A 23,508-nucleotide genomic window follows, 5' to 3' on the forward strand; every position below is an offset into this window, starting at 1 on the left:
TCAGGAAATGTAGCTCAGGGAAGATTTATTAGCGAGAACGTGGCCGTTATGATCGATGACAACGCCGACAACTACAGTTGTGTGCCACGTTCGCGCACCGCTGTTACTCGAGCCAGTCGACAGACAGATCGAAACCCTCCAAGCCTGCGAGTCGGAGGGAACGATCGACGAGCTGTTGCTGCGCAGTTGGCCCAAAGAGATCGCACTAACCGACGAGAGTCCCTATCAGGAAGCCCTCGAGAGCTTCGAGCGGTTCGAACGATGGGCCGACGAGCACGGGGTGAGCATCCGACCGCCGTTCAGAAAGCGCTCAACGACGTCCCAGATATCCGGCGAGACCAGAACCTTGCTCGTGATGCCACTCGCCTGTCTCGAGGTCTACGCCGACGACGAACTGGTCGGCGTGTTCCCACACAGCGACGACGGGAGCGAGGAAACGTACACGACGGACGAAGCCATCGCCGCGCTTCGAACGGGTGCCCTGCCGACGCCGCTTGGTGGGGCCGGCGAGACCGGTGTGTCGGCGGTGGTGGACGCGGATGTAAACGGAAGTGCAAGCGCAAACGCAAACGCGGACACGAACGGAAACGCGAACGCCAACGCGAACTCGAGCGACTGTCCCGACTGTAACCGCTCCCTGATCGACGGTCAGGGACTGTTCGCCTGTCCCGACTGCGGCTGGGTCGGCACTGTCAGCGAGACCGGACAGTACGTCGCGCGCACGGACCGGTCGACAGCGGAGACAACCACCTCGCCGGTCGTTCGGACTCGCTAAGCGACTTTCCGAAGCGGACACAGAAGGCTCGCAACGCTATTCTCCGATATCTCGGCCGACTCGATCAGTTCGAGCGCTATTCGCCGGCGAACTCACCCGTATACTCCGCCTCGATGAGCACGCTCGCCCCGTCACGGGCGATATCGCGTGTATCGGCCTCGGTGCCGAACGCCGACTCGAGACGGTCGACGTCGACCCGGTCATCGCCAGCGTAGGTGACGACGGCGGTCGCCGTCGCGTCGTTGCCGACGTTCCCGTCCCCGACCCCGTTCTCGTTCTCGCTCTCGAGCGAGAGTTGCTGGTGGACGCCGTTGGCCCCCTCGACGCCGCCGAAGGCGAACTCGAGCGAGGCCGAAAGCTGCGGCTCACCGAGTGAGTCGGGATCGAATTCGTCGCTCTCGGTGTATCGTCCGAGTGAGATGCCGCCGGTGGCTCCGCTCCGGAGCAGACGTTCGAAATCGTCGTCGATCTCGTGTTTCGGCGTCCGCTGCCCGGCGGCCGTGGCGACGGTTCGTTCGACGGCGTCAACGGGGTCGAAGCCGGGATCGAACTGGTTCGGAACGGTACACGCGAACACATCCTCAGTGAGTCCGACAGCTTCGCCGGAGTCGGCATCGCTGTAGACCGTGTACGCGTCTTCGTCGCGTTCCCGTTCGTACCCCGCGCTCTCGAGGCCGGTGTGGAGGGTATCACGGTCGTAACTGCCGAGGAGTGCGTAGACGCCGTTGGCATCTACAAGTTCACCGTCTTCGAACGGCGTCTCGTCGTATTCCTGGTAGACGGTAAACGCCGTGACGTCTCCGAGTTGTGCAAAGCGAATCGCCAGCACGATTGGGTTGCCGACGAGGGGGTCGGCCGGGTCGTCACCGTCCCCAGCGTGCTGATTCTCGACGATCGATTGCAGCGTCGGGGCGTCGATCGACCCGTAGAAGTACGCCTCTCGGTTGGTCTCGGGAAGCAGCGATGCGTACGTGGGTAACTCGCCGTCAGGGTCGATGGTCGTCTCGTTCGATTCCTCGGTCGATCGGCCATCGTCGTCCGACGGGTCTGCGGACTCCGAACACCCTGCCAGAAACGCCAGCCCTGCGCTCACCAGTCCAAGCGCTCGTCGGCGATCCACGTTGGTCATCGCGTACTGCTGGTCGGTGTGGTCGTATTACTCTACTGGCCGGCCGAGTCCCTCACAATCGCGTTGTGCACCGGTTACAACCAGCGAAACCGCGGACGACGGCAAACTCCGATACAGATACGGATACCGATCTCGATTCGATCGGGCAGGGAAATCTCGACACACGGAACGTTACGGCGTACACTCCAGGTGATATACGCCGAGGCCCCCCTTCCCCTCATCGCTCGCTTTGTACACTCGTTTGCCATCGATCACCCCTCCACAGACATCACATTTCATTGCCGGGTTCACGGCCTCATAGAAGTAAACGCTGGTGTTACAACGGGAGAAGTAACAGCGGTGAACGGAGGATAGCACTCTTCTACCGGCGACGCTGTTTGGGTAACTCGACCGCTGAGAATCGACCCCATTACTGATCCGCGGGGCGTTCCGTCGCCCGACGGAGCAGCCCGAGGAGCGTGTTCGCCTCGCCTTCGGTCAGATCCGCCCGCCCGTAGACGCGCCGGAGCATTCGCATCGTCTTGTCCCGTTTCTCCTCGGGATGGTTGATTTCCTCGAGCAGGTCCGCCCATTGATCGTACATGCGATCGAGCGTCGGTTCGGCGGCACGAGTCCGCTCGAGGTCGGGAAGCTGCGTCTCGTCGTCCGTCAGCGTCACCGACTGAAGTTCGTAGAGGGTGATGGTCGCGGCCTGTCCGAGGTTGAGGACGGGGTAGTCGGCGCTTGCCGGAATGGAGCAGATTTCGTCGATACGGGCGAGTTCCTCGTTAGTCAAGCCGACGCGTTCGCGCCCGAAAACGAGTGCGGTCGGAGCCTCGACGGTCGGCAACCGGTCCGCGAGTTCCGCGGGCGTCGAGAAGGGGTATCGGACGTGACTTCGGTCGTCCTCGTTGGTGACCGCGGTACAGCCGATCGTGTGGTAGTTCTCGGCGAGGTGATCGAACGACACTTCGGTCGCGTTCGGGAGGATGTCCTCTCGAGCGTGGCCCGCGAATCCGTACGCTTCGCCGTCGGGATCGAGTTCCGGCGGATCGACGAGCAGGAGGTCTTCGAAGCCGAAGTTCTTCATTGCGCGAGCGATAGTACCGACGTTGCCCGGTGCCTGTGCGTCGACGACGGCGACCGTCGGTGGGGTCCGGCGGACTGAACTGTCCCCTTCGGGCAACTCCTCGCTCATTGCTCTCTGTCGGATAGAGACTCGAGGAGCGGGTTACCCGTTTCGATTCCGTGATCGGATAGAGTCCGATGGATGCTCTCACCGGCGACGAGAATCGGTGGAGGTCGACTGAAACGCGTCTGGAGAGTGGCTGAAACGTAGCTTCTCGGGACGGTCCTGAAGCCCTTTGATTAGGCTGCGGTGTTCGGTCGGCTGTCTCCGCTTTTGGTTTCTTTCTTCTTTCCTATTCTCTTTCTCTAGTTCTAGATCTAGAAACTAGTCTAGAACGTCTACGGAGACGATCTTCTGAACGGCTTCTGAAGTTCGATTCTCCGAACGATCTCTGAGTCGAGTTCGATTCTTGGCTTTGGACTGCGTTTCGAGTCTCTAGCGTTGGATGTTGTCGAGACGGACTCAGCTCTCGAGACGAAACAGATATACGAGGGGGGACACACCCCCTTCGCGTTTGTAACTCCGTTTAGGTGTGGGGGAGGTCTGAATGGGAACACACCAATGTCGCGGGTGTAAAACCAGGCCGATAACGGACCGAAAATGCCTAAATCCAGGGATTGGCCTGACCCCCACCCACCCGTTCGGCGTTACATCCGCGACGGGGGTGTGTGTCCCGAACAGCGAGTAGATGGACAACACGTCGCCATCCAGACAGTTTCCCGAGGTCGGAATTTCGGCGTCCTCGGCGTTTCTTCGGATAGCATCTCGGATCATGCTCGAGTCCGGGTGTCTCGTTTTCTCCTGTTCGTGAGCACTCGTTCCCGATAGCCTCACGGACGGTTCCGCCAGCAGTGTCGCCGGTCACTCTCGACGCGTTACATCCGCGACGGGGGTGGGGGTGTTTCGCACGCCGAACGTAGTGACTTCGAGTCGCCGGTTAGAAACGCGAGGTCGGCGATACACCATACTCTCGTCACACGGACGTATTTCCGCATCACCGGGGGCGAAGACGGTTCATTTACATACGCGAGCAAACTCCATACCTTTATTTCAATTCAGCTGAAAAGCTCCCGATACTGCAATGTCCGCCAACGACGATCGTGATCCACTCTTTCGGTACGACGATCCGGTCTTTGCCGACGAGCGGTTGCTCGAGATCACGCACCTTCCCGGGCCGGACCGGATCGTCGGCCGAGACGAGCAGATGCAGCGGGTTGCGGACGCCCTGAACCCGGCTATTTTCGGGAGCGAACCCAACCATCTGTTCATCTTCGGGAAGACCGGAACCGGCAAATCACTCATCTCGCGGTCGGTGACCCAGCGGGTTATCTCGGAAGCCCAGCGCGACGATATCACCGTCAAGTACGCGTTCATCGACTGCGGCGAACAGAACACCGAAGCATCGATCATCAAGACGATCGCTCAACTCGTCAACACCCCCGATCAGAGCGGCGTCACCGTCCCCGATCGGGGTCTCGGAACCGGCGACTACTACAAGCGACTCTGGCAGGCCGTCGATCACTGCACCGATGTGACGATCGTCATCTTAGACGAGATCGACATGCTCGAGGACGACGAGGTCCTCCGGAAGCTCTCTCGGGCCGGCGAGAACCGTCGCATCTCGGACTCGAGTATCGGCATCATCGGCATCTCGAACAAGATCGACTTTCCGGATCATCTCTCCGAGCGCGTCAAGTCGAGTCTCTCCCGGGACGAACTCGTCTTCTCGCCGTACGACGCCAATCAGCTCGTAGAAATCCTCGAAAAACGTCGCGACGCGTTCCACGACGGGGTCCTTTCTGACGACGTTATCCCGCTTACCGCAGCGCTTGCGGCTCAGGAACACGGCGATGCCCGCAAGGCGATCGACATTCTCCGGAACGCCGGCCGTATCGCGAAGAAACAGAACGCGACGCGAGTCACTGCAGATCACGTCCGCGACGCCAAGGAGAAGACCGAAGCCGACCGATTCAACGAACTGATCGAGGGCTCCCCCCAGCAGGCCAAGGCGATCCTCTATTCGCTGACGCTCCTGACGGAAAACAGTACGGAAAAGGAGTTCCCGACGAAGATTATCTACAACCAGTACAAGGAAGTTGCCCGGCAGCTCGATTTCGACGTCCTTTCGGAGCGACGAGTCCAGGAGATCCTTCAGGAACAGAACTTCCTCAACGTCATCCAGTCCGAGCGCGAGGGTCGCGGGCGCGGACGCGGTGCCCACGCCAAACACCGCTTGCTCGAGAACCCCTCGATCGTCAAGAAAGTGCTGCTGCGGGATTCACGTCTGGCGGTGCTCGAAGACGGCGATGGGGACGAGTAAGAAGGGATCACTGGTAGTTCGACACTGGTTCGTCGCTCTCGTTTTGTGCGTTCTACTGACCGTTCCGCTGTCCGTTTCTGCTGACCGTTCCGCTATCCGTTTCTGCTCGGCCACAATCTCCCGGTTCGGGCCGGTAAACCGCCGAGCTGATCACGTCGTCCTATTCTGCCAGAACCGGGGGTCATTTCCGTCTCCTCTCCTCAGACCGGATATGAACAACGTCGACGCGGCGGGGCTACAGATCGGTGACGACCATCCACCCCGGATCATGGGCGTGTTGAACGTCAGCGAGGAGTCGCCCTACGATCCGAGCGTCTACGACGACCCGGGCGAGGCGGCCCAGTACGTCGACGAGGAGCTTATCGGCGAAGGCGCCGATATCGTGGATATCGGCCTCGAGTCGGCGAATAAACGCTTCGACGTTCTCTCGGCCGAAGAAGAACTCGATCGACTCCACGTGGCTCTCGACACGATCGAGAGCGTCTCCGGGGACGTGATCTTCTCGATCGAAACCCGGTACGCCGAGGTGGCCGACGAGGCGCTGTCGCAGGGGTTCGATATGGTCAACGATATCGCCGGATTCGCCGATCCGGAGATGCCGACCGTCTGCGAGGCACACGACGTCGCCGTCGCGAAGATGGCCAGCCCACCGGACCTCGAGCGGCCGGGTGCCGTCGAGGAAACTGACTGGAGCAGCAGAAAGTCGCCGGCGTGGGCCGCCCAGGCGGAGTACGTCGATCAGGTTTACGAGGCGCTCAAGCAGAACGGAGTAACCGACAAGACGATTCTCGACCCCGCCTTCGGCGGCTGGAGTGAGGCCCAGACTCTCGAAGACGACCGCGAGACGTTCCGCCGACTGCGCGAGTTCCGCGCGCTCGGCCAGCCGATGCTGGTCTCGATCAACCGGAAAAACTTCCTCGGTGAGATCGCGGACCGCGAGACCGAGGACCGACTGCCGGTGAGCCTCGCTGCGACGTCGATGGCCGTCGAACGCGGTGCACACGTGATCCGAACCCACGACGTCGCGGAAACTCGCGACGCGGCGCTGATCGGGAAGGCGTTTACCGAGCGCTCACGCGTGGCCGACGACCGGTTCACGGTCACGCGGCTGGATATTCATTCGAGTCGCGATCTCCGGGCACACCTCACGGAGCGCGGAATCGATCCCGCGATCGCCGACGATTGGGACGTCCAGGTCGTCCAGATCGAGGGACTCGACGAAAGCGAGCGAAGCCGGTTGGAATCGGCGTTCTCCGACGCTGCCGTCACTGTGTCTAATGGGAACAATAGACACACAATACTCATGGGTTCGACAGCTGCCATTTCCGACGTGTCACGCCGTCTTCTCGAGGGAGACGACGATCTGGCCGTCCTCGGCGACTCCCTGCGGGAAATACTGTAGTAAGAGAAAGCTTATGCCGGAGGCTTCGAAAGGAGGGAGTGGACGCCGGGCGGCCTCCCGGGTAGGGGTACTTTGGAGGCGACCCCCGGCCCACAACACGGATTATTGTGCGGTGTTACGCCGACAAGTGACGACTGTTTCGATCGGCGACTGGCTCGACCGTGAGTTCAATTAGAAAAGGCGACGCTGTCGAGCCTGACCACCCGTCTCGTCGGCTCTGATCGCAGAACGCTTCGGTAGCAACGACGGCAAGTCAGAACTCCCAAACGGTTCCGCCTCCGATCACGACCATGGAGTTCGACGACTGGGAGCCGGTTTACGAGGCGATCCTTCGGGACTTTGGGTACGATCGGGCCGGCGACGAACGGGCACGCGATGTGCTCGGATCCCTGACCGACGGATTCGACTTCGAGCGACTCTCCGGCGCTCGAGAGGCGACCGTCGCCATCGCGGGTGCCGGACCCTCGCTCGAGTCCGACGCCGATCTCGAGCGAGCGCGGGAGGCCGACGTCGTCTTCGCAGCCTCGACGGCCGCGGATACGCTCGCAGCCCACGGCATCGAGGTCGACTGCATGGTGACGGATCTCGACAAGAATCCCGAAACGGTTCGCCGGCTGACCAAGCAGGGCGTTCCGGTCGCGGTCCACGCCCACGGCGACAACATCCCGGCGGTTCGCGACGTGGTTCCCGACTGCGTCGACGACGCCGTGTTGCCGACGACGCAGGCCGAACCGCAGGGTCCCGTTCGGAACGTCGGCGGCTTCACCGACGGCGACCGAGCGGCGTTCCTGGCCGATCACCTCGGCGCTTCTCGGCTCGTCTTCGTCGGCTGGGATTTCGACGATTCGACCGTCGAACCGACGAAAGCACGGAAACTCGAGTGGGCCGAACGCCTCCTCTACTGGCTCGAGTCGCGTCGAACCGAGCGGTTCGGCGTGTTAGACGGCCGACGAGAGTCGATCGAGACGCAGGATCTCCCGCTCGAGTGACCGCGACCGCTCGCTGGAACGATTTTCCGCGCGAGTTACGGATCATCAGTTTCCGTGACGAAACGCTCTCCCGTGTCGGTCAGGCCGGTTGGCACCAACTCAACCTCAACACCTACTCTCAACCCCAACCTCGATCTCAACCCCAAACTCAACTCTCAACCTCAACTCCTACTCTCAACCCCAATCTCAATCGATTCGATACGTGACAACGTCGTCTTGTCCGCACGTCGGACAGTTCGGCGCGTTCGACTCGAGGGTCGTTCCACAGCGGCGACACTCGTCGATGATCGTCTGTCCGTCGCTCCGAAGCAAGACGGTCTCGACTACTTTTCGAACTCTCGACCTCGAGTGCGTCGATCCACGGGTAGAGTGGCGCTGACTTGCCATACACGCCTAGCCGATCATATCGTGTATCGTTATTGTCTTCTTACCGTGAATGACACGAAAATCGATGATTCAGCGAGACCGACACCGCTGCCGAGACGACAGTAATGGAGCCATTTACGGCCGAGATTCGTACTCGAGTGGGGTCTTGCCGACTCGAACGATCGCCCCCGTTCGCTGGAGCCGTCGGCAGTGGGCTGCCGCCTCGCCGGCGCCGAATTTGGCGTGGATCCCCTCAAGGTCACCGAACAGGTCTACGGCGAGTTTCCAGGGTGTCGCTGGGACAACATCGCCCTCGCTTTCGTCGCGTTCGAGACGAGCGAGAACGCGCCGGGATCGCGCTCGATGGTGGTCCCGAATCGCCGTCGTCCGGCCGTCGGAGATCTCCGTCCCGTGGCCGGGGAGCAAGTGCTTGGACCGATCCTCGAATTTCTCGAGTCGCTCGAGCGTCTCGAAGTAGTCCGAGAGCGGATCGGCATCGGCCGTCCCGAAATCCGCCGCCTCCTCCGATCCGGTCGCTTTCGTCCCGCTGTCGATGGCGAGCGTTCGCGTATCACTGCCGCCGACGTTCGGCGTGTACGTCGGCAGGACGGCATCGCCGACGAGCACGAACTCCTCGCCGGCGAAGGCCGTGTGGCCGAGCGTGTGACCCGGCGTCGGGACCGCCTCGAGTCCGGCGATAGTGTCTCCCTCTTCGAGTCGTTCGACCGGTATCGACTCGGGCATCGGCGAGACGGAATCGCCCTCGATAATATCTTCGACGATCTCGGCCGGAACGCCCCAGCGGCGCATCGTCTCTCGATCGCGCTCGAGACGCCGCTCGCGTTCGCTTCCGTACGCGGCGACGAGCGGCGCGTCCGCTTCTCCCATCGCCAGCGTCGCGTCGGCAGCCTCGGCGAGTCGCGGTGCGAGTCCGGCGTGATCGACGTGCCAGTGGCTGACGAGGACGTACTCGAGGTCGGGAAGCGAGACACCGGCACGCTCGAGGCCCTCCCGAAGATCGGTCCAGGCGCGGTCGGTCGGCGGTCCGGGGTCGACGACGAGACGGTCGTCAACGAGATACGCGCTGTTTTTCCCCTCCGGGGTCCCGCTGCCGATCCCGATTCGGTCGATCCTGTCGGCACTCATACGGTACGGGTCGATCTCGAGGTTCGTTACAGCGACGATTCGAACGTGAATCGATCCGGGACGAGAATTAAAACTATAATTAAAATAGCGCGTCGAGTTCGCCGCCCGTATCGACGAGCGAGGCGAATTCGTCCTGGGCGTTTGCTTTGACCTGCTCGGTCGTCTCCTTGGCTTCGGTTGCGACCTGCTGGAGCTGGTCGATCCGCGGGACGTCCGTCACGCCCGAGAGGAGCACGATCGCGCCGGTCTCGTCACCGTCCGGGATCGGATAATCGCCGCCGCGGATCTCCATACTTCCCGTCTCGTCCTCGAGCCACTGGCGGCCGCGTTCGACGCCCTTGCGACTCAGATGCTCGGACGGCCCGGTTGCGACGACGAGACCGCGATCGGCGCTTCCGACGTCACACGGAAGGGTGAGTCGCCCCAGCGTTGCCTTGCGGACGAGGCTCGTCATTCGGTTGGTCGCGCTCCCTTCCTCGAAGCCGTCGTCGTCTCCGGTGAGAGACGAGAGGAGTCCGCCGCTGTTCGTCTCGACGGTCTCGCTCGCGTAGCCGATCGTCGAGATGCCGCCGCTCGAGAGCGTGTTGATGATTTCGGAGGAGTCGACGACGCTTTCGGCGACGTCGTCGCCGTGGCTGACCTCCCCGGCGGCGAAGAGCAGTCCGAACCGTTCGACGATCTCGCGGTTGATCCGGTCGTACCCTCCTTCGACGGACTCGCCGGCGCTGCGCCAGACGTCGTTGTCGAAGACGAGCAGGTTGTCGACCTCGCGGACGAACGTCCGGAACGACCGAGCCGCGTTGAGCGTGTAGATTCCGCCCTCGTCCGTCGCCGGGAGGAGGCCGAGCCCGTAGACGGGCTGGGTGTAGATCCGTCTGAGGTGCTTTGCGAGGACCGGCGCGCCGCCGGAGCCGGTCCCGCCGCCCATGCCGGCGACGACCAGGAACGCGTCGATCTCGTGGGTCGGAATCCGATCGATGGCGTGTTGTACCTCGTCGACGTCGGCCTCGGCGATCTCGGCGCCGAGTTCGTTGTCGGCACCGACGCCGTGACCGTTCACGCGCGCCTGTCCGATCAGAACGCGATTCTCCCGTGGAACGTGCTCGAGTCCCTGCAGGTCCGTCGTTGCGGTGTTGACCGCGATCGCGCTCTCGACGAAGCCCCCGTCGATCGCGCCGTCGTACGTCAAGAACTGGTCGACTACCTTCCCGCCTGCCTGCCCGAAACCGATGAGTGCAAGTTTCATAGCTATCTCTCGTGGCCGTCCCCCGTCACGAACGCCCGATCCGTGGCTCGCGGTCGGTTCGCCGGGTGGGGAACGGGTTCCACGTGCAGTTCAAACGCCACAACTGGATATTGTTATGACACCCATACACTGGTGAAAAAGAAGGTCAGGAACTCATTATATTCTACTTTCTACGATAATCATCGACTACTAACTATCATCGAATACTAGATGATCGGGCCGAATGGGAAATTACGTCCCGACCGTTCCTATCGTCCTCATCATCCCCATCGTCCCCACCGACCGCCCGCTGCGTCATCTTCTCGAGATGTCGTCTCGAGAGTAAGTCCTTTACTCTGTGGTGGCGTATCCACCTTCGTATGAAGGACGTCGCTCCGCCGACGACCCGGCGGGGGCTGCTTGCAGGAATCGGTGTCGGTGCGACCAGCGCCCTCGCCGGCTGCTCGGAGCGACTCTGGTCGCAGGCGGAAACGCCGGGCTCGGAGCAGGTTTCGCTAACGATCAAGACCGTCCCGGCGGATGATAACCGTCTCGCCGCGTCGATTGCGAGTCATCTCCGTGAAAATTACCGTGCAGCCGGAATCGACGCGACACACGAACCTGTGACGAAGGCTGAACTCTACCGAGATATCCTCCTCGAGGGAGACTACGATGTCTTCGTCGCCAGACATCCCGGTCTCGACGAGTACGATGCGCTTCGTGGATTGTTGCACTCTCGGTTTCGAAGCGAACACGGGTGGCAGAACCCGTTTCAATTCTCCGACGTCACGGCCGACGACTACCTCGACCAACAGCGGGTAGCGACCGAGAGCGATCGACGGGATCTCCTCACGGACCTGATCGATCATCTGGCAGAGACGGCTCCGTACACGGTCGTTGCCTACCCGCATCCGCTGAGTGGAGCCTCCGCCGAGATCACCGTCCCGAGCCCACCCCGCCAACCGCAGGAGTACATCGAGATTCTGTCTCAGTCCGATAACGGACCGCGAGATGGGCCCCTCGAGGTCGGCGTCTTCGGCGAAGAACTCACGGAGCGGTTGAATCCGCTTACCGTCGACCGAAACCGGATCGACGGGCTACTGGACCTGCTGTACGACCCGTTGGCCCGTCGGATCGACGGCGAGTACGTTCCGTGGCTCGCCGAGGAGGTCGAGTGGACCGAGGAGGACGGAATACAAGCCCGAGTCACGCTTCGGGAGGGCCTGGAGTGGCACGACGGCGAGTCGCTCGATGCGGAAGACGTCGCGTTTACGCTGCGATTTATCGGAGATACGTCGATGGGCGACGTCGACGGCGGTGTTCCTGCACCGCGGTATCGAAGCCAACAGACGCTGGTCAGTACGACCAACGTCGTCGATTCTCAGACCGTCGTGCTGTCGATGTCCGACACGACACCGGCGGCTGCGCGTCGAGTACTCACGATCCCAGTGCTCCCGGAACACATCTGGGACGACCGGTCGGAACTCCTCGCTGACCGACAGACTCGGGCGCTCGCCGACGACAACGACGATCCGATCGGCTCCGGACTGTTCTCGTTTGCGGACGCGACGACCGATCTCGAGATCGAACTCGAGCCCTTCGAGGAACACGTCCTTCGTGGGGCGACTACCGGGCCGGATATTCTCGACGGGTTCTCGCAGTTCGAGGGGATCACGTTCCGCGTGTCTCCGAATCCGGGAGCGATGGTCGAGGCGCTGATCGACGGCGAAATTGACGTTACGGCGAGCGAGCTGCCGCCACAACACACCGAACCGATCCGAGACGCCGAAAACGTCTCGACGATCACAGGGACGACCGACGCGTTTTATATGATCGGCTACAACAACGCCCACGATGAACTCAGCAATCCGTACTTTCGGCGGGTCTGTTCGCGGCTGATCGACCGCGAGCACGTCGTCTCCGAATTCTTCGAAACCTTCGCTCAGCCCGCCGCCTCGTCCGAGGAACTCGTTGGGGTCAACAGCGAGACGTGGGGACACGATAATCTCGAGACCGACGACGAGCCCGAGATTCTGCGTTTTCCCGGCACGGACGGCGAGGTCAACACGTCTCGAGTCCGGTCGCTGTTTCAGGATATCGGCTACCGCTACGAGAACGAGGAACTACTCGAGTGACGGCGGGCCCGAACTGGACGAGGCGTTGGGAAACCTTGAAAGAGTTAATGGCCTACGTGCCGTAGAGACAGCAGGTACCCCGTATGGCACTTGTCGAAGTTCTGCTCGAGCTCGTTTTCATCGTTGCGGCGATGCTCGTGACTGCGACGCTCGTACTCGTCGGGCCACGGCGCATGGTTGCAGCACTGTACGGGTTTCGGTGGCGTCTCGAGGCGTGCGTATTGCCGTTTGCTGCACTCGTCGTCGTCCTCCTGTTGCGGTGGTCGACACAGGATATCGTCCAGCGACTCGAGCGGCGCGTACTTCGGAACAATATTACGCCGTATCTGTTCGAACTCGACCAGGCGCTGTTCGGTACCGATCCCGTAGCCGTCCTACAGTCGCTCCAAACTGACGTCCTGACTTCGTTTTTCGTCTTTATATACATCTACGGCTACGCGTTCTTGCTCCTGTTTCCGTTCATCGCGTACTTCGCTCTCGACGAGATGGACGACCTTTCGAACCTCGTCGTTGCGTTTACGGCCAACTACGGGATCGGACTGGTCTGCTATACGCTGTTTATCGCGTTCGGGCCGCGAAACGTCGACCCGCTGTTGTTCGAGGGGCTGCTCTACGAGGCGTTCCCGCAGTCCCGGACGCTGACGAACGAGATCAATCAGAACACGAACGTCTTCCCGTCGCTCCACACTTCGCTGTCGATGACCGTGTTCTTTCTCGCGTGGGTAACTCGCGAGAAGTATCCGCTGTGGTTCCCCATCTCGGCCGTCTTCGCGATTAGCGTCGCCTTTTCGACGATGTATCTCGGGATCCACTGGTTCTCCGACGTCATCGCCGGCACGGCACTCGCGCTCGTCAGCGTCTACATCGGCGTCAACTATACGATCGAAGGCATCCTCGTTTCGATCCGACAGTTCTTCGAGGCGCAGGGTCAGCCACCGAACGCTGACGGCGAGTAGGACGGCTTTGCGGCTAACGGTGGTGCCGAAATTCAAGTGATTTGCTGAGCCGACCAATCGTCTCACACCGATCGAACGACTGTTGTGCGATCAGATGCGCACTGACTTCCAGTGACTACTACACCCCACTCACTATCACTCTCGATGTCTCGACCCGACGGTGCTCGTCCTCGGTTCGACGGTCCTCGAGACGCCTCTCTCCCGGGACCGTTGCTACTCGAAAACGAATGTGGAGACGCCATCGGGACGAAGTCGACACCGAGCATTCGGACTCAGAGCCCAGTTATTGCACTTACAGCCCCTCTCTATCCACTTTGTCACTCAGCCACGTTTGCCATTATGTTTATCCCGAGAACAGTCGTAGCTCTCGGTATGTCCTCCCCAGCCGATCCGTCGTGGTCCGATGGGGCGGTGGACCCGACCCAGGCCATCATCGAAGCAGTTGCCGCCCGCGAGGGCGTCGACGTCACCGACGTCGAACCGCCGGCCTACGAGCCGCTGTATACAGTGGTCAATCCGGAGGCGCTGGATAGACTGTTCCAGACCCAGGCCCAGACGCCGTCGGTCGGACCGAGCGTCGACGCCCGCGTCGTCCTCGAGTACGAGGGGTACGAGATCGTCGTCCACAGCGACGGCCGCGTCGAGGTGAGCGAGCTGTCGGGGATCGACGACTCGGTCGATGGATCGATCAGTAGCTGATCTGCAATAGTTCTTCGGCACCCGAGTCGACCGCCGGCCGTTTCTCACTCCGCCCAGTAGGCCTCCCCGGGCTCCGTCTCGAAGACCGCTCGATCGAGGAGATCGATCGCCTTCTCGAGGCCCTCGCGGGAACTCGTCAGCGAGTCCTCGTGTTCGATGCTCAGGGCACCGTCGTAACCGACCATCCGCAACGTCGAAACGATGTCCTTCCAGTGGGATTCACCGTGGCCGTAGCCGACCGACCGGAAGAGCCACGAGCGGTTGGGTTCGTCGTCGTAGGCCGTCGTATCGAGGACGCCCTTTTCGCGGGCCTGTTCCTGGTAAATCTTCGTGTCTTTGGCGTGGACGTGATGAATCGCGTCGCGCTCGCCGAGATACCGGATCGCGTCGCTGATCGTGATTCCTTGCCAGTACAGATGTGAGGGATCGAAGTTCGCACCGATTCGTTCGCCGGTCTTCTCGCGCAGACGGGCCATCCCGTGGGGCTCGTAGACCAGCATGTTCGGGTGCATCTCGATGGCGATATCCACGCCGTGGTCCTCGGCGTAGTCGTCGATATCGTCCCAGTAGGCCACTGCCCGTTCCCACTGGTACTCGAGGGCCTCGTTGTGTTCCGGCGGCCACGGAGCCGTGATCCAGTTCGGCACCGAATCGTTCGGTCCGCCCGCAGGCAGTCCTGAGAAACAGGTGACGGTGTTCACGTCGAGTTGATCCGCAAGCTGAATCGCCTCGCGAAGTTCGGTATCGGCCTGTTCGGCCCGCTCGTCGTCGGGATGCAGCGGATTGTTGTGCGTCGCGAGCGCGCTGATTCGCATGTCGTACTCCTCGAGGCGGTTTCGAACCTCCTGTTGGGCGCTGTCGTCGTCGAGGTGCTCCGCCCGCGGCAGGTGGTCCTGCCCGGGATGGCCGCCGACGCCGGGTTCAATCGCGCCCACGCCGAGTTCGGCGAGGTAGGAGAGCGCTCCCTCGAGAGACTCGTCTGCTAGCGGTGGAGTGTGTACGCCGATGTCCATACGGGACGACCGACGACCGCCGGTGAAATAAAATGGGGGCCAACGATGAGGACAGGGGCCGGCGCTCGGAACGCGACTGCAACCGTGATCGTGGCGGTGGCTAATACTGTTGGACAGAACGACGTGACGCCGATCGTTCTGCTGGAGTCGCCACCGTCGGCGACGACCCCGAATTCACGATCGGTTTCGTATTGACTGCTGTCCGACAGTATAAACTACGACTGCAACCGCGTTCGCTAACCGCTTCCGGCTACCTCGTTTGCGGACCGGGCCGGCGCGGCGAGTGCTCCGTCCTCGAGCGCGGAAGCGCTCGAACGAGGTCGGCCGTCGGGTCGTACGTCACGCGTTCGGTCGACGGTTTGGTCGCGACGACCTTCCAGAAACCGGGCGAACGAAACGTCAGTTCACACCGGCCCTGCGCGTCGGTTCGCTTGCGCTTCGATCCCGCCTCGACGACCGCTCCCTGGATCGGTCGATTGCCACGGTCGCGGACGCGAACGGATACCGGCCGGCCGACCGGCACCTCGTGACGACTGATCTCGAGGACGAGCTGGCGTTCGATCCTCATGCGAGTGATTACCACAGCGACGAAGAAAACTCCGTACTTGCACCCTCACGCTCGTCGGGCGATTCGGGGGTGGAGCGAAATTACGTCGAGTGTACCAGCGGACCGAACTTCACTCGCCGACAGCGATCGTGTGCCCCTCGTCGCTCGAGCGATAAATCGCGTCGATGATCCGCTGGACTGCGAGTGCCTCTTTGACGCTGTTGTCGTCGGGAGTGTCCCGGCCGATTCGGTCGAAAAACGCCTCCTGTTCTTCCGTGTGAGTATCGCTCTGGCGCGTCTCGATCGACGTGTCCTCGAGATGGTCGGGGCCGTCCGAACTCGCCGAATGAACGGTAAGATCCCCCTCGAGGAGATCGAACCGAGCGGCCGACTCGGTCCCGCGGACGACGAACTCGTGGTTTGCCGGTCGGTTGGTCGCCCAGGCGACTTCCAGCGAGATGGTTCGGTTATCGGCACAGCGGATGAACGCACTAGCGGAGTCGTCGACGTCGAACCCGGCCGGCCCCGCGTCTTCGCCCCACATGTCCAGATAGGCGTACTCCTCGCTCGTCCCGAACTCTCCGCGTGCGACGCCGTTTACCTCTTCGACCGGCGGATAGCCGAGCAGATACAGCGCCAGATCGATCGCGTGAACGCCGAGATCGATGAGTGCGCCGCCGCCGGCGATCTGGCGGCGAGTAAACCACGATCCGCGCCCCGGGATTCCACGGCGGCGGACGTAGTTCGCTTCTACGTGAGTCACCTCGCCGAGTTCGCCGCGGTCGATCCGGTCTCGGACGATCCGAACCGTGTTCGCAAAGCGATTGTTGAAACCGACCATACAGTGACCCTCGGATTCGGCCGCCCCGTCGGCGATTCGCTGGGCGCTCTCGATCGAGTGAGCCAGTGGCTTCTCGAGGAGGACGTGGAGGTCTCGCTCGAAGGCGTCGACGGCGTACTCCTCGTGGTACTTGTTCGGGGTCGTAACGATGATGGCATCGACGGTGTCGTACAGTTCCTGGTGATCTTCGTAGACGTCGATATCGTATCGGCGGGCGAATCGCGACCGTGCTTCGGCGGCGACATCCATCCCCCCGACGAGGGGGACGCCGAGATCGACGAGACGCTCCGCGTGGTACTGACCGATGTTCCCCAGACCGACAATCCCTGTTCTGATGTCGCTTCGATCGGTTGTCATTGGACTTTTGTCACAATTGGCGTGTCTCTTCTCGAACTGATACACCCAATATTGCTATACCAAATCATTGTACTCGAACGTCTTCTGTCCGTCGCCAAACGGCACGTCGTGAGAGGGGCTGCTGACCGACGCCGAAACCGATGATCGGAACCAACACTGTTGGCTCTCCGGATCGGTCCGATCGTCAGCTCCCATCAGCTATCAGCTTCCGTCGGAGTCGTTCCTGAATCGCGCCCGGAGAGGTTGGTGATGCCGTGGAGCAGCGCCTGCCCCGTCGCCGTCTCGAAGAGGTGAATCTTCGATCGGTCGAGTACGACATCGACGTTCTGTCCCTCTTCGATCGGCGTATCGGGTGTAACGCTCATCAGCAACTGGTCGGCCGACGAACTGGGATCTTCCTCCATCGATCGCTCCGCACCCTCGGCGAGCAGCAGGTAGACGAACATCTCGTCGCCCATCGGCTCGATGACGTCGGACCGCGCATCGATCGGGTCGGTGGGCTGAGCCACGGTATCAGCGGCCGTCGTGAGGTGGACGTCTTCCGGACGAACGCCGAGTGTCACCGCGTCGCCGACCGTCATCCCCGGGACGTTTCCGGGATCGAGATCGACGTGGAAGTTCTTGGTCCGAACCCCGTCTTCGACGAGTTCCCCCTCGGCGAAGTTCATCGACGGCGAGCCGATAAAGCCCGCAACGAACCGATTTGCGGGCTCGTTGTAACAGGTCAACGGCGGCGCGATCTGCTGGAGTTCGCCCGCGTTGAGCACGGCGATACGGTCGGACATCGTCATCGCCTCGGCCTGATCGTGAGTGACGTAGATGATCGTCGTATCCAGCTCCCGGTGGAGCCGCTGGAGTTCCGTTCGCATGTGAACCCGCAGCTTCGCGTCCAGATTCGCCAGCGGTTCGTCCATCAGGAACACGTCCGGGTTGCGAACGATCGCGCGGGCGATCGCGACCCGCTGTCGCTGTCCGCCCGACATCTCATCGGGCATCCGATCGAGCATGCCCTCGAGTTGAACGATATCGGCCGCCTGTTCGACGCGTCGTTGGATCTCCTCGTCGTCGTACTTGCGTAGTCGCAGGCCGAAGGAGATGTTCTCGAAGACGTCCATATGCGGAAACAGTGCGATGTTCTGGAAGACCATCGCGACCCCGCGATCCTTGGGAGCGAGCGTGGTGACGTTATCGTCGCCGATGTACACCTCTCCCTCCGTCGGCCGGGTGAGACCCGCGACGGTCTCCATCGTCGTCGACTTTCCACACCCCGAGGGACCGACGAAGGTGACGAACTCGCCGTCCTCGATCTCCATGCTGATGTCGTCGACTGCCGTGACGTCTTCGTAGCGTTTCGTGACGTGTTCGAGTCGTACTCGTGCCATAATCTTACTCTTTGAGTGCGCCCGCGGTCAGGCCGCTGACGATCTTCTCCTGGGCCACGATCACGAGGATCGCGACCGGAATGACGCCGATGATGCTCGAGGCCGCCATCAGGTGGTACATCACCTCGTACTGGCCCTGGTAGCCCAGGATGCCCTCGAGAATCGGTGCCCAGTTCTCCGGTTGGCCGTCGGTCATCAGGAACGAGAAGAAGAACTCGTTGTAGACGGCGATGAAGGTCAACACGCCCGCGGTCGCCACGCCGGGTGCCGACAGCGGGATGATGACTCGGAACAGCGCGCCCAGCCGGGTCGTTCCTTCGACGCGTGCGGCGTCCTCGAGGCCGTCGGGGATTTGCGCGTAGAAGGTCGTCAAGATGAAAATCGCGAGCGGCATGAAGATCGCCGACAGCGGCAACACCATCGCGCCGGGCGTGTTGTAGAGGGTGCCGTCGCCCGTGATCGGCTCGAGGAGGAAAAACGAGGTGTTGAACAGGTCGTTCAGCGGGATGAAGAAGGCGGCCGGCGGGAAGAACGAGATGATCAACACCAGTAGCATCAGCGGCGTCTTCCCCGGGAACTCGAGTCGCCCGAAGGCGTAGCCGGCGAGGCTGCCGATGACCAACACGAGGATGGTCGATGCCGTCGCGATCACGAAGCTGTTGAACATATACCAGTGGAAGGGGAGGACCTGGAAGACCTCGATGAACGCTCCCGGGTTGAACCCGTTGGGCGTGAGGATGATATCCTGCTGTTGGCCTTCCGGCGTCAGCGCGACCATGAGCAGCCAGTAGAAGGGAAACAGCGTCGTGAACAGGAAGAAAATCGTCGCGGTGTAGAACATCGACCGGTAGACGCGCTCCGGGTTCGAAATGGAGTCGGCGACCCACTGCTGGAACGGGCCGCGATCCAGTTCAGCCTCCGTGTCTTCGGTCAAGATACCGCTTCGCGATTCGTCGGCGGGCTGTCCGCCGTCGGTCATCTCTCGCGTGCGCTTCCAGTGCTCCGGGACGCCGTCGCTGTCGCCGTTGTCGTCGCCGTCGCCATCGGTCCCCCGGACGCCGTCATCCTCGCGTGCTGAGTCGTTGTCGTCGAACATCAGTAGAGTCCTCCCTCGGTGTCGCGGAAGAAGAACACGTACACCGAGATGATCAGGCCGATTACGAGCGCGGTCGCGAACGCGACGGCGGCGGCCGTCGCGAAGATTCGGGTCCCGCCGAACATCGCTTCGACGACGAGACACGTCAGCGACGGCACGGTCGTACAGCCGGCCGTCGATTCGATCAGTCCGTACACCCGCATCGCGTCCATCGTTCGGAACAGCATCGCGACGAGCAAGGCCGGCATCACCAGCGGCAACGTGATCATCTTGAACCGCTGCCACGGCGACGCTCCCGCGACGCGTGCGACGTCGTACAGACTACGGTCGACGCTTTGGAGTCCGGCCAGGATCAACAGTGCCATGAACGCCGCGGACTTCCAGATGTCGGCCACGAGGATAATGATGAACGCGTCCTGGCTGTCGGCCAGCGGGTTGGGGCCGAAGATACCCAGCCACTGCATGAGGTCGCTCCCGAAGCCGACCTCGGGCTGGAACAGCAGGAAGAAGATCATCCCCTGAATGACGATCGGTACCGCCCACGGCAGGATGATGGCCACGCGAACCCAGCGCCGACCGCGGAAGTCCTGATCGAGCACGTAGGCCTGTCCGAAGCCGATGACCGTCTCGAAGAAGACGCTGATAACCGCGAATCCGAGCGTCACGAACAGCGCCTGTTGCAGGAGCGGCACGCCGAGTTCCAGGAACGGGAACGAGGCGGATACCGAGATGTCCATGAACTGCCGTGCGACGCGTGCGTTGCCGGTCAGGATGTCGACGTAGTTGTCGATCCCGACGAAACCGCCGAGCGGTTCCGCGCCGCGAGTCCGGTCTTCCCGCAACGACATGATGAACGTCATGATCAGCGGGTAGAACGCGATGAGCGTCAACAGCGCGAACGCGGGCAACAGGAGCAGGTAGGCGTAGGCGGCCTCGCTCAGGTTCTCCATCCAGTTGACGACCGCGTTGCCGCTCCGGTCGCGTTCGGTCTCGGTCTCGCCGCCGCCGATGGGGCCGTCCGTATCAGTCGCCATGCTGTTCTGCGACCTCCGTCTCGCTCTGTTCGAGTCGATCGGCCAGATCGTTCATCGCTCCTTCCGGCGATTTCGCGCCACGATAGGCCGCGTGGATCTCCTGAAACATCAGTGCGGACTGCTCCGGCCAGACGTCCGTTACCGGTCGCGGGACCGCGTTCTCACCAGCCATCTGGAGCTGATCGACGTATCTCGCTATCGGACCGATCTCGTCGGGGTCGGCGTCGTCGAGTAAGTCGAGGTTCGGCGGGAGGAAACCCTGCAGTTCGAAGATCGTGAGCATGACTTCCTCCTGGGTGAACGCCTCGAGGACCTCCAGGGCCTGCTCCGAGCGGTCCGTGTAGGGGCTCAGCGTGAGGTTCCAGCCGCCGAGTGCGGCGGCCGTTCCGCCGACGCCCTCGTGTTCGGCCTCGTCTTCGGAGACGGCGTACGGCTGGGTCATGACGCCGAGATCTTCGCCGAACACGTCCTCGTCGCCGGCTTCGGCGATCGAAAACGGCCAGTTTCGGTGGGCGACGGCGTCGCCGCCCGTGAAGGGGCCGAGCGACTCCTCTTCGGACCACTGGACGATCGCCGACGGGCTGATCTGGGGGTAGTCGTCGTGAGCGTGTTCGTCGTCGTCCCCGTGGATGAACGCCCGCATCATACGAATCGCGTCGAGGACCGACTCGTCGGTGACGGTGATCGGCCGGTCGCCCGCCGTGAACAGGTTCTCGGTGCCGCCGAAGTAGCCGCCGCCCCAGGTCGACATTACCTCGTTGAACGAACAGCAGGCCAGCCCCTCGTAGGCGGCCGCCTGCGTGGTGAACCCGTAGTTGAGATCGTGCTCCGACCGAGCGTCCGCGACCGCCTCGGCGAACTCCATCCACGACGGCGGCTCGGTTCCCCAGTCGCTCGTGTCGTAGCCGACATCCTCGATGAGGTCCTGTCTGTACAGCATCATCCCGAAGTCGGGAAACAGCGGAATCCCGTGTATCTCGTCCGTCTCCGGGTGCCGGGCGGCCTCGAGGGCCTCGTCGAGATACTCCTCTTCGACTCGATCGACGACGTCGTCGGGGAGTTCCTCGCTCAGGTTCGTCGTTTGCTCCCGGAGGATAAACGGAATCGTCCAGCCGGTGTCCATCATGTGAATGTCCGGCGGTGCCCGGCCCGCCTGGAGCGTCGACTGGGCGTCTTGCATTCGCTGGACCGAGTCGCTGACGACGGTCTGCAACTCGACGGTGATATCCTCGTCGAGTCCGGCGTCCCACAGCGCCTGCTGGACGGACGGTTCACCCTCCTCCGTGTGAAGAATCTCCTCGAAATCCGTCGCTCCGGTCATCACGACGGTGTTTGGCTCGCGTCCGCGACCGACACAGCCAGCGATAGCGACCGCCCCGACTGCCGTCGATGCCGACGCTGCTTTCACGAACGACCGGCGGGACACTCCGGCACGTCGCTTCTGGCCTGTGTTCTCTTGTCCCATCCGACATCAGTAGACACTATTCTGTCCCTTAATTGATCGGCTTGCACGGCTGTACCTACTTAGAACAGTCGTAATCGCATGTTCGTACAATCGGTTATTACGCTGACTCTCTCGGTAACTGCGGTCCCGTATTCACTCCGTTCTCGCGTCCCAGGTCGTGTATTCACGTTCTACTGGACTCCACACCGCGGCCTCGATTTACCCGCGGAGCCTCCGGCTTGAGCCACGCAACGACGACCGAGAGATCGCTATCGGCGCTCCAGCGGCGCCACGATGGCCAGTAACGAGATTCGTACTCGGACGTTACGCACCGATCGGTTCACCGCAGAGCCGATCGGCGTCGATGAAAAGACGAACTTCACGGTGAATCCGTGCTTACGCTTACCGTTACTCCTCGAGGGTCGGCGGCTCGTGGCGGCCGATGTGGATCTCGTGGGCTTCGACGTCTTCCAGCGCGGCGACCCGACCACCGATAGAGAGCTCCTCGCCTTCCGCGGTCTCGATGGTGAGGCTGGCGACCTCCTCGCTCACTTCGAACGAAACGTCGAGGATCCGACCGCGGACGACGCGTGGTCCGCCGACCTCGACGTCGCGACCCTCGATCGTCGCGTAGAACTCGCCGCCCTCGTCCATGACGTCCTTGACGCAGCGACGGATCGAGGCGTACTTGCGGGGGTAGGTTCGCGCGCGGCCGTCCTCGCCCAGCGTCCGTTCGGCGGTCGTCCAGAGGACGGTCCCGAAGAAGCCGGAGACGAGGAAGCCGAGCGCCGACCGGTTGAAGATGACGCCGTACCGATCCTGATCGTCGCGCAGCGCATCTTGAGTCGCGTAAATCGAGTAGTTCCCGTCGGCAACGGCGACGACCGGCGTCGTAATCCCGCGTCGGGCACGAGCCGTCGTCGCGACCTCGAGGTAGTCGAACTCCGCCGGGTCGGGTGCCTCGGTGGCCGGGGTCACGATCAGGTCGACGCTCACGCCGGCGTCGACGGCCGCTTTCAGGTCCTCCTCGAACCGGGTCAGCAGATCCGGGGTCAGCGACAGGGAGAGTTCGTAGTCGGCGTCGTCGATGACTTCCTCGAGATAACGAAGAATCGTCGACCGCGATTTCACGAGGGAGACCGCCTCCGTGTCCCGCGCCGGCGCAGTGTAGCGGGCCTCGAGTTCGGTGATCATCTGCTCCAGGGAGTGTTGGACGTTCTCGAAGGCTTCCTCGGGATCGATCGCGACGACTTTCATCGGTCGGGACTCGCGCAGTTCGACCAGCCCGCGATCGCTGAGACTGCGGACGGTGTCGTAGACGCGTGGCTGTGGGATATCGGTCCGATCGGCGATTTCGCTCGCGGTGAGTTGGCCCTGCTCGAGGACGGTCAGGTAGGCGTCGATCTCGTACTCGCCGAGATTGAATCGATCGCCGACCTGTTCGACGGTCGAGCGAAGTTCGTCTGGTGCCATACCAACCCCTACGCTCCCGACGGATAAATGATTTATTATACTCTGAGTAGCATCTGTTTTCGAAATCGGGT

At 62.1% G+C, this 23,508-nt stretch carries 19 protein-coding genes; 7 read left to right on the top strand and 12 right to left on the bottom strand.

Annotated features, from left to right (window positions below; translation table 11 throughout):
• The first annotated feature begins 55 nt into the window (after positions 1-55).
• Positions 56-775 carry an HTH domain-containing protein gene (locus tag GS429_RS20450; RefSeq protein ID WP_160067660.1) on the top strand — a complete coding sequence of 240 codons (720 nt, stop codon included), beginning with the start codon at positions 56-58 and terminating at the stop codon, positions 773-775.
• A 76-nt stretch (positions 776-851) separates the two neighbouring features.
• On the opposite strand, the gene GS429_RS20455 is transcribed toward GS429_RS20450, so the two are convergent.
• A complete protein-coding gene (locus GS429_RS20455; protein WP_160067662.1) occupies positions 852-1,904 on the bottom strand; it encodes a hypothetical protein in 1,053 nt (350 codons plus the stop codon).
• Positions 1,905-2,313: 409 nt separating this feature from the next.
• Positions 2,314-3,081: an RNA methyltransferase gene (locus GS429_RS20460; RefSeq protein ID WP_160067664.1), complete on the bottom strand. Its 768-nt coding sequence runs from the start codon at positions 3,079-3,081 to the stop codon at positions 2,314-2,316.
• Between the two features lie 1,012 nt (positions 3,082-4,093).
• Between GS429_RS20460 and GS429_RS20465 the strand changes: the two genes are divergently transcribed.
• From GS429_RS20465 to GS429_RS20475, 3 genes are all read left to right on the top strand, one after another.
• Positions 4,094-5,332, top strand: a complete 1,239-nt coding sequence (locus GS429_RS20465; RefSeq protein ID WP_160067666.1) for a Cdc6/Cdc18 family protein — start codon at positions 4,094-4,096, stop codon at positions 5,330-5,332.
• A gap of 211 nt (positions 5,333-5,543) precedes the next feature.
• Entirely contained in the window at positions 5,544-6,734 is a 1,191-nt protein-coding gene (folP, locus tag GS429_RS20470) for a dihydropteroate synthase (protein ID WP_160067668.1), read from the top strand.
• A gap of 290 nt (positions 6,735-7,024) precedes the next feature.
• A complete protein-coding gene (locus GS429_RS20475; RefSeq protein WP_160067670.1) occupies positions 7,025-7,723 on the top strand; it encodes a 6-hydroxymethylpterin diphosphokinase MptE-like protein in 699 nt (232 codons plus the stop codon).
• Between the two features lie 501 nt (positions 7,724-8,224).
• Here GS429_RS20475 and GS429_RS20480 read toward each other — a convergent pair.
• Together GS429_RS20480 and GS429_RS20485 are read right to left on the bottom strand one after the other, a co-directional pair.
• Positions 8,225-9,235, bottom strand: a complete 1,011-nt coding sequence (locus GS429_RS20480; protein WP_160067672.1) for an MBL fold metallo-hydrolase — start codon at positions 9,233-9,235, stop codon at positions 8,225-8,227.
• A 79-nt stretch (positions 9,236-9,314) separates the two neighbouring features.
• Positions 9,315-10,481: a tubulin/FtsZ family protein gene (locus tag GS429_RS20485; RefSeq protein WP_160067674.1), complete on the bottom strand. Its 1,167-nt coding sequence runs from the start codon at positions 10,479-10,481 to the stop codon at positions 9,315-9,317.
• A 359-nt stretch (positions 10,482-10,840) separates the two neighbouring features.
• Here GS429_RS20485 and GS429_RS20490 point away from each other — a divergent pair, with 359 nt between their 5' ends.
• The 3 genes from GS429_RS20490 (at position 10,841) to GS429_RS20500 (ending at position 14,250) form a co-directional block, all read left to right on the top strand.
• Positions 10,841-12,595, top strand: coding sequence for an ABC transporter substrate-binding protein (locus tag GS429_RS20490; RefSeq protein ID WP_160067676.1), 1,755 nt, complete (start codon positions 10,841-10,843; stop codon positions 12,593-12,595).
• 83 nt (positions 12,596-12,678) lie between these two features.
• The gene (locus GS429_RS20495) at positions 12,679-13,551 is read left to right on the top strand and encodes a phosphatase PAP2 family protein (protein WP_160067678.1); all 873 of its coding nucleotides are present in this window, start codon (positions 12,679-12,681) and stop codon (positions 13,549-13,551) included.
• 372 nt (positions 13,552-13,923) lie between these two features.
• The gene (locus GS429_RS20500; protein ID WP_160067680.1) at positions 13,924-14,250 is read left to right on the top strand and encodes a HalOD1 output domain-containing protein; all 327 of its coding nucleotides are present in this window, start codon (positions 13,924-13,926) and stop codon (positions 14,248-14,250) included.
• A gap of 44 nt (positions 14,251-14,294) precedes the next feature.
• Here the strand turns inward: GS429_RS20500 and GS429_RS20505 are convergent, their stop codons facing one another.
• The 8 genes from GS429_RS20505 to trmB form a co-directional block, all read right to left on the bottom strand.
• Positions 14,295-15,263 (bottom strand): sugar phosphate isomerase/epimerase family protein, encoded by a 969-nt coding sequence (locus tag GS429_RS20505; RefSeq protein WP_160067682.1) that lies wholly within the window; start codon positions 15,261-15,263, stop codon positions 14,295-14,297.
• A 250-nt stretch (positions 15,264-15,513) separates the two neighbouring features.
• Positions 15,514-15,831 (bottom strand): carboxypeptidase regulatory-like domain-containing protein, encoded by a 318-nt coding sequence (locus GS429_RS20510; protein WP_160067684.1) that lies wholly within the window; start codon positions 15,829-15,831, stop codon positions 15,514-15,516.
• Between the two features lie 109 nt (positions 15,832-15,940).
• Complete coding sequence (locus GS429_RS20515) at positions 15,941-17,008, bottom strand: Gfo/Idh/MocA family protein (protein ID WP_160067686.1); 1,068 nt, start codon at positions 17,006-17,008, stop codon at positions 15,941-15,943.
• Positions 17,009-17,202: 194 nt separating this feature from the next.
• Positions 17,203-18,390 (bottom strand): ABC transporter ATP-binding protein, encoded by a 1,188-nt coding sequence (locus GS429_RS20520; protein ID WP_160067688.1) that lies wholly within the window; start codon positions 18,388-18,390, stop codon positions 17,203-17,205.
• A gap of 4 nt (positions 18,391-18,394) precedes the next feature.
• On the bottom strand, positions 18,395-19,486 hold the full coding sequence (locus GS429_RS20525) for a carbohydrate ABC transporter permease (RefSeq protein WP_160067690.1): 1,092 nt from the start codon (positions 19,484-19,486) through the stop codon (positions 18,395-18,397).
• The gene (locus GS429_RS20530; RefSeq protein WP_160067692.1) at positions 19,486-20,520 is read right to left on the bottom strand and encodes a carbohydrate ABC transporter permease; all 1,035 of its coding nucleotides are present in this window, start codon (positions 20,518-20,520) and stop codon (positions 19,486-19,488) included. Before GS429_RS20530 ends, GS429_RS20525 begins: the two co-directional genes overlap by 1 nt.
• A complete protein-coding gene (locus tag GS429_RS20535; protein ID WP_160067694.1) occupies positions 20,510-21,985 on the bottom strand; it encodes an extracellular solute-binding protein in 1,476 nt (491 codons plus the stop codon). The genes GS429_RS20530 and GS429_RS20535 overlap by 11 nt, the downstream gene beginning before the upstream one ends.
• 387 nt (positions 21,986-22,372) lie before the next feature.
• Positions 22,373-23,437 carry an HTH-type sugar sensing transcriptional regulator TrmB gene (trmB, locus tag GS429_RS20540; RefSeq protein ID WP_160067696.1) on the bottom strand — a complete coding sequence of 355 codons (1,065 nt, stop codon included), beginning with the start codon at positions 23,435-23,437 and terminating at the stop codon, positions 22,373-22,375.
• Positions 23,438-23,508 lie beyond the last annotated feature (71 nt).

It is taken from the genome of Natronorubrum halalkaliphilum (genome assembly GCF_009834785.1).
Classification (GTDB): Archaea; Halobacteriota; Halobacteria; order Halobacteriales; family Natrialbaceae; genus Natronorubrum; species Natronorubrum halalkaliphilum.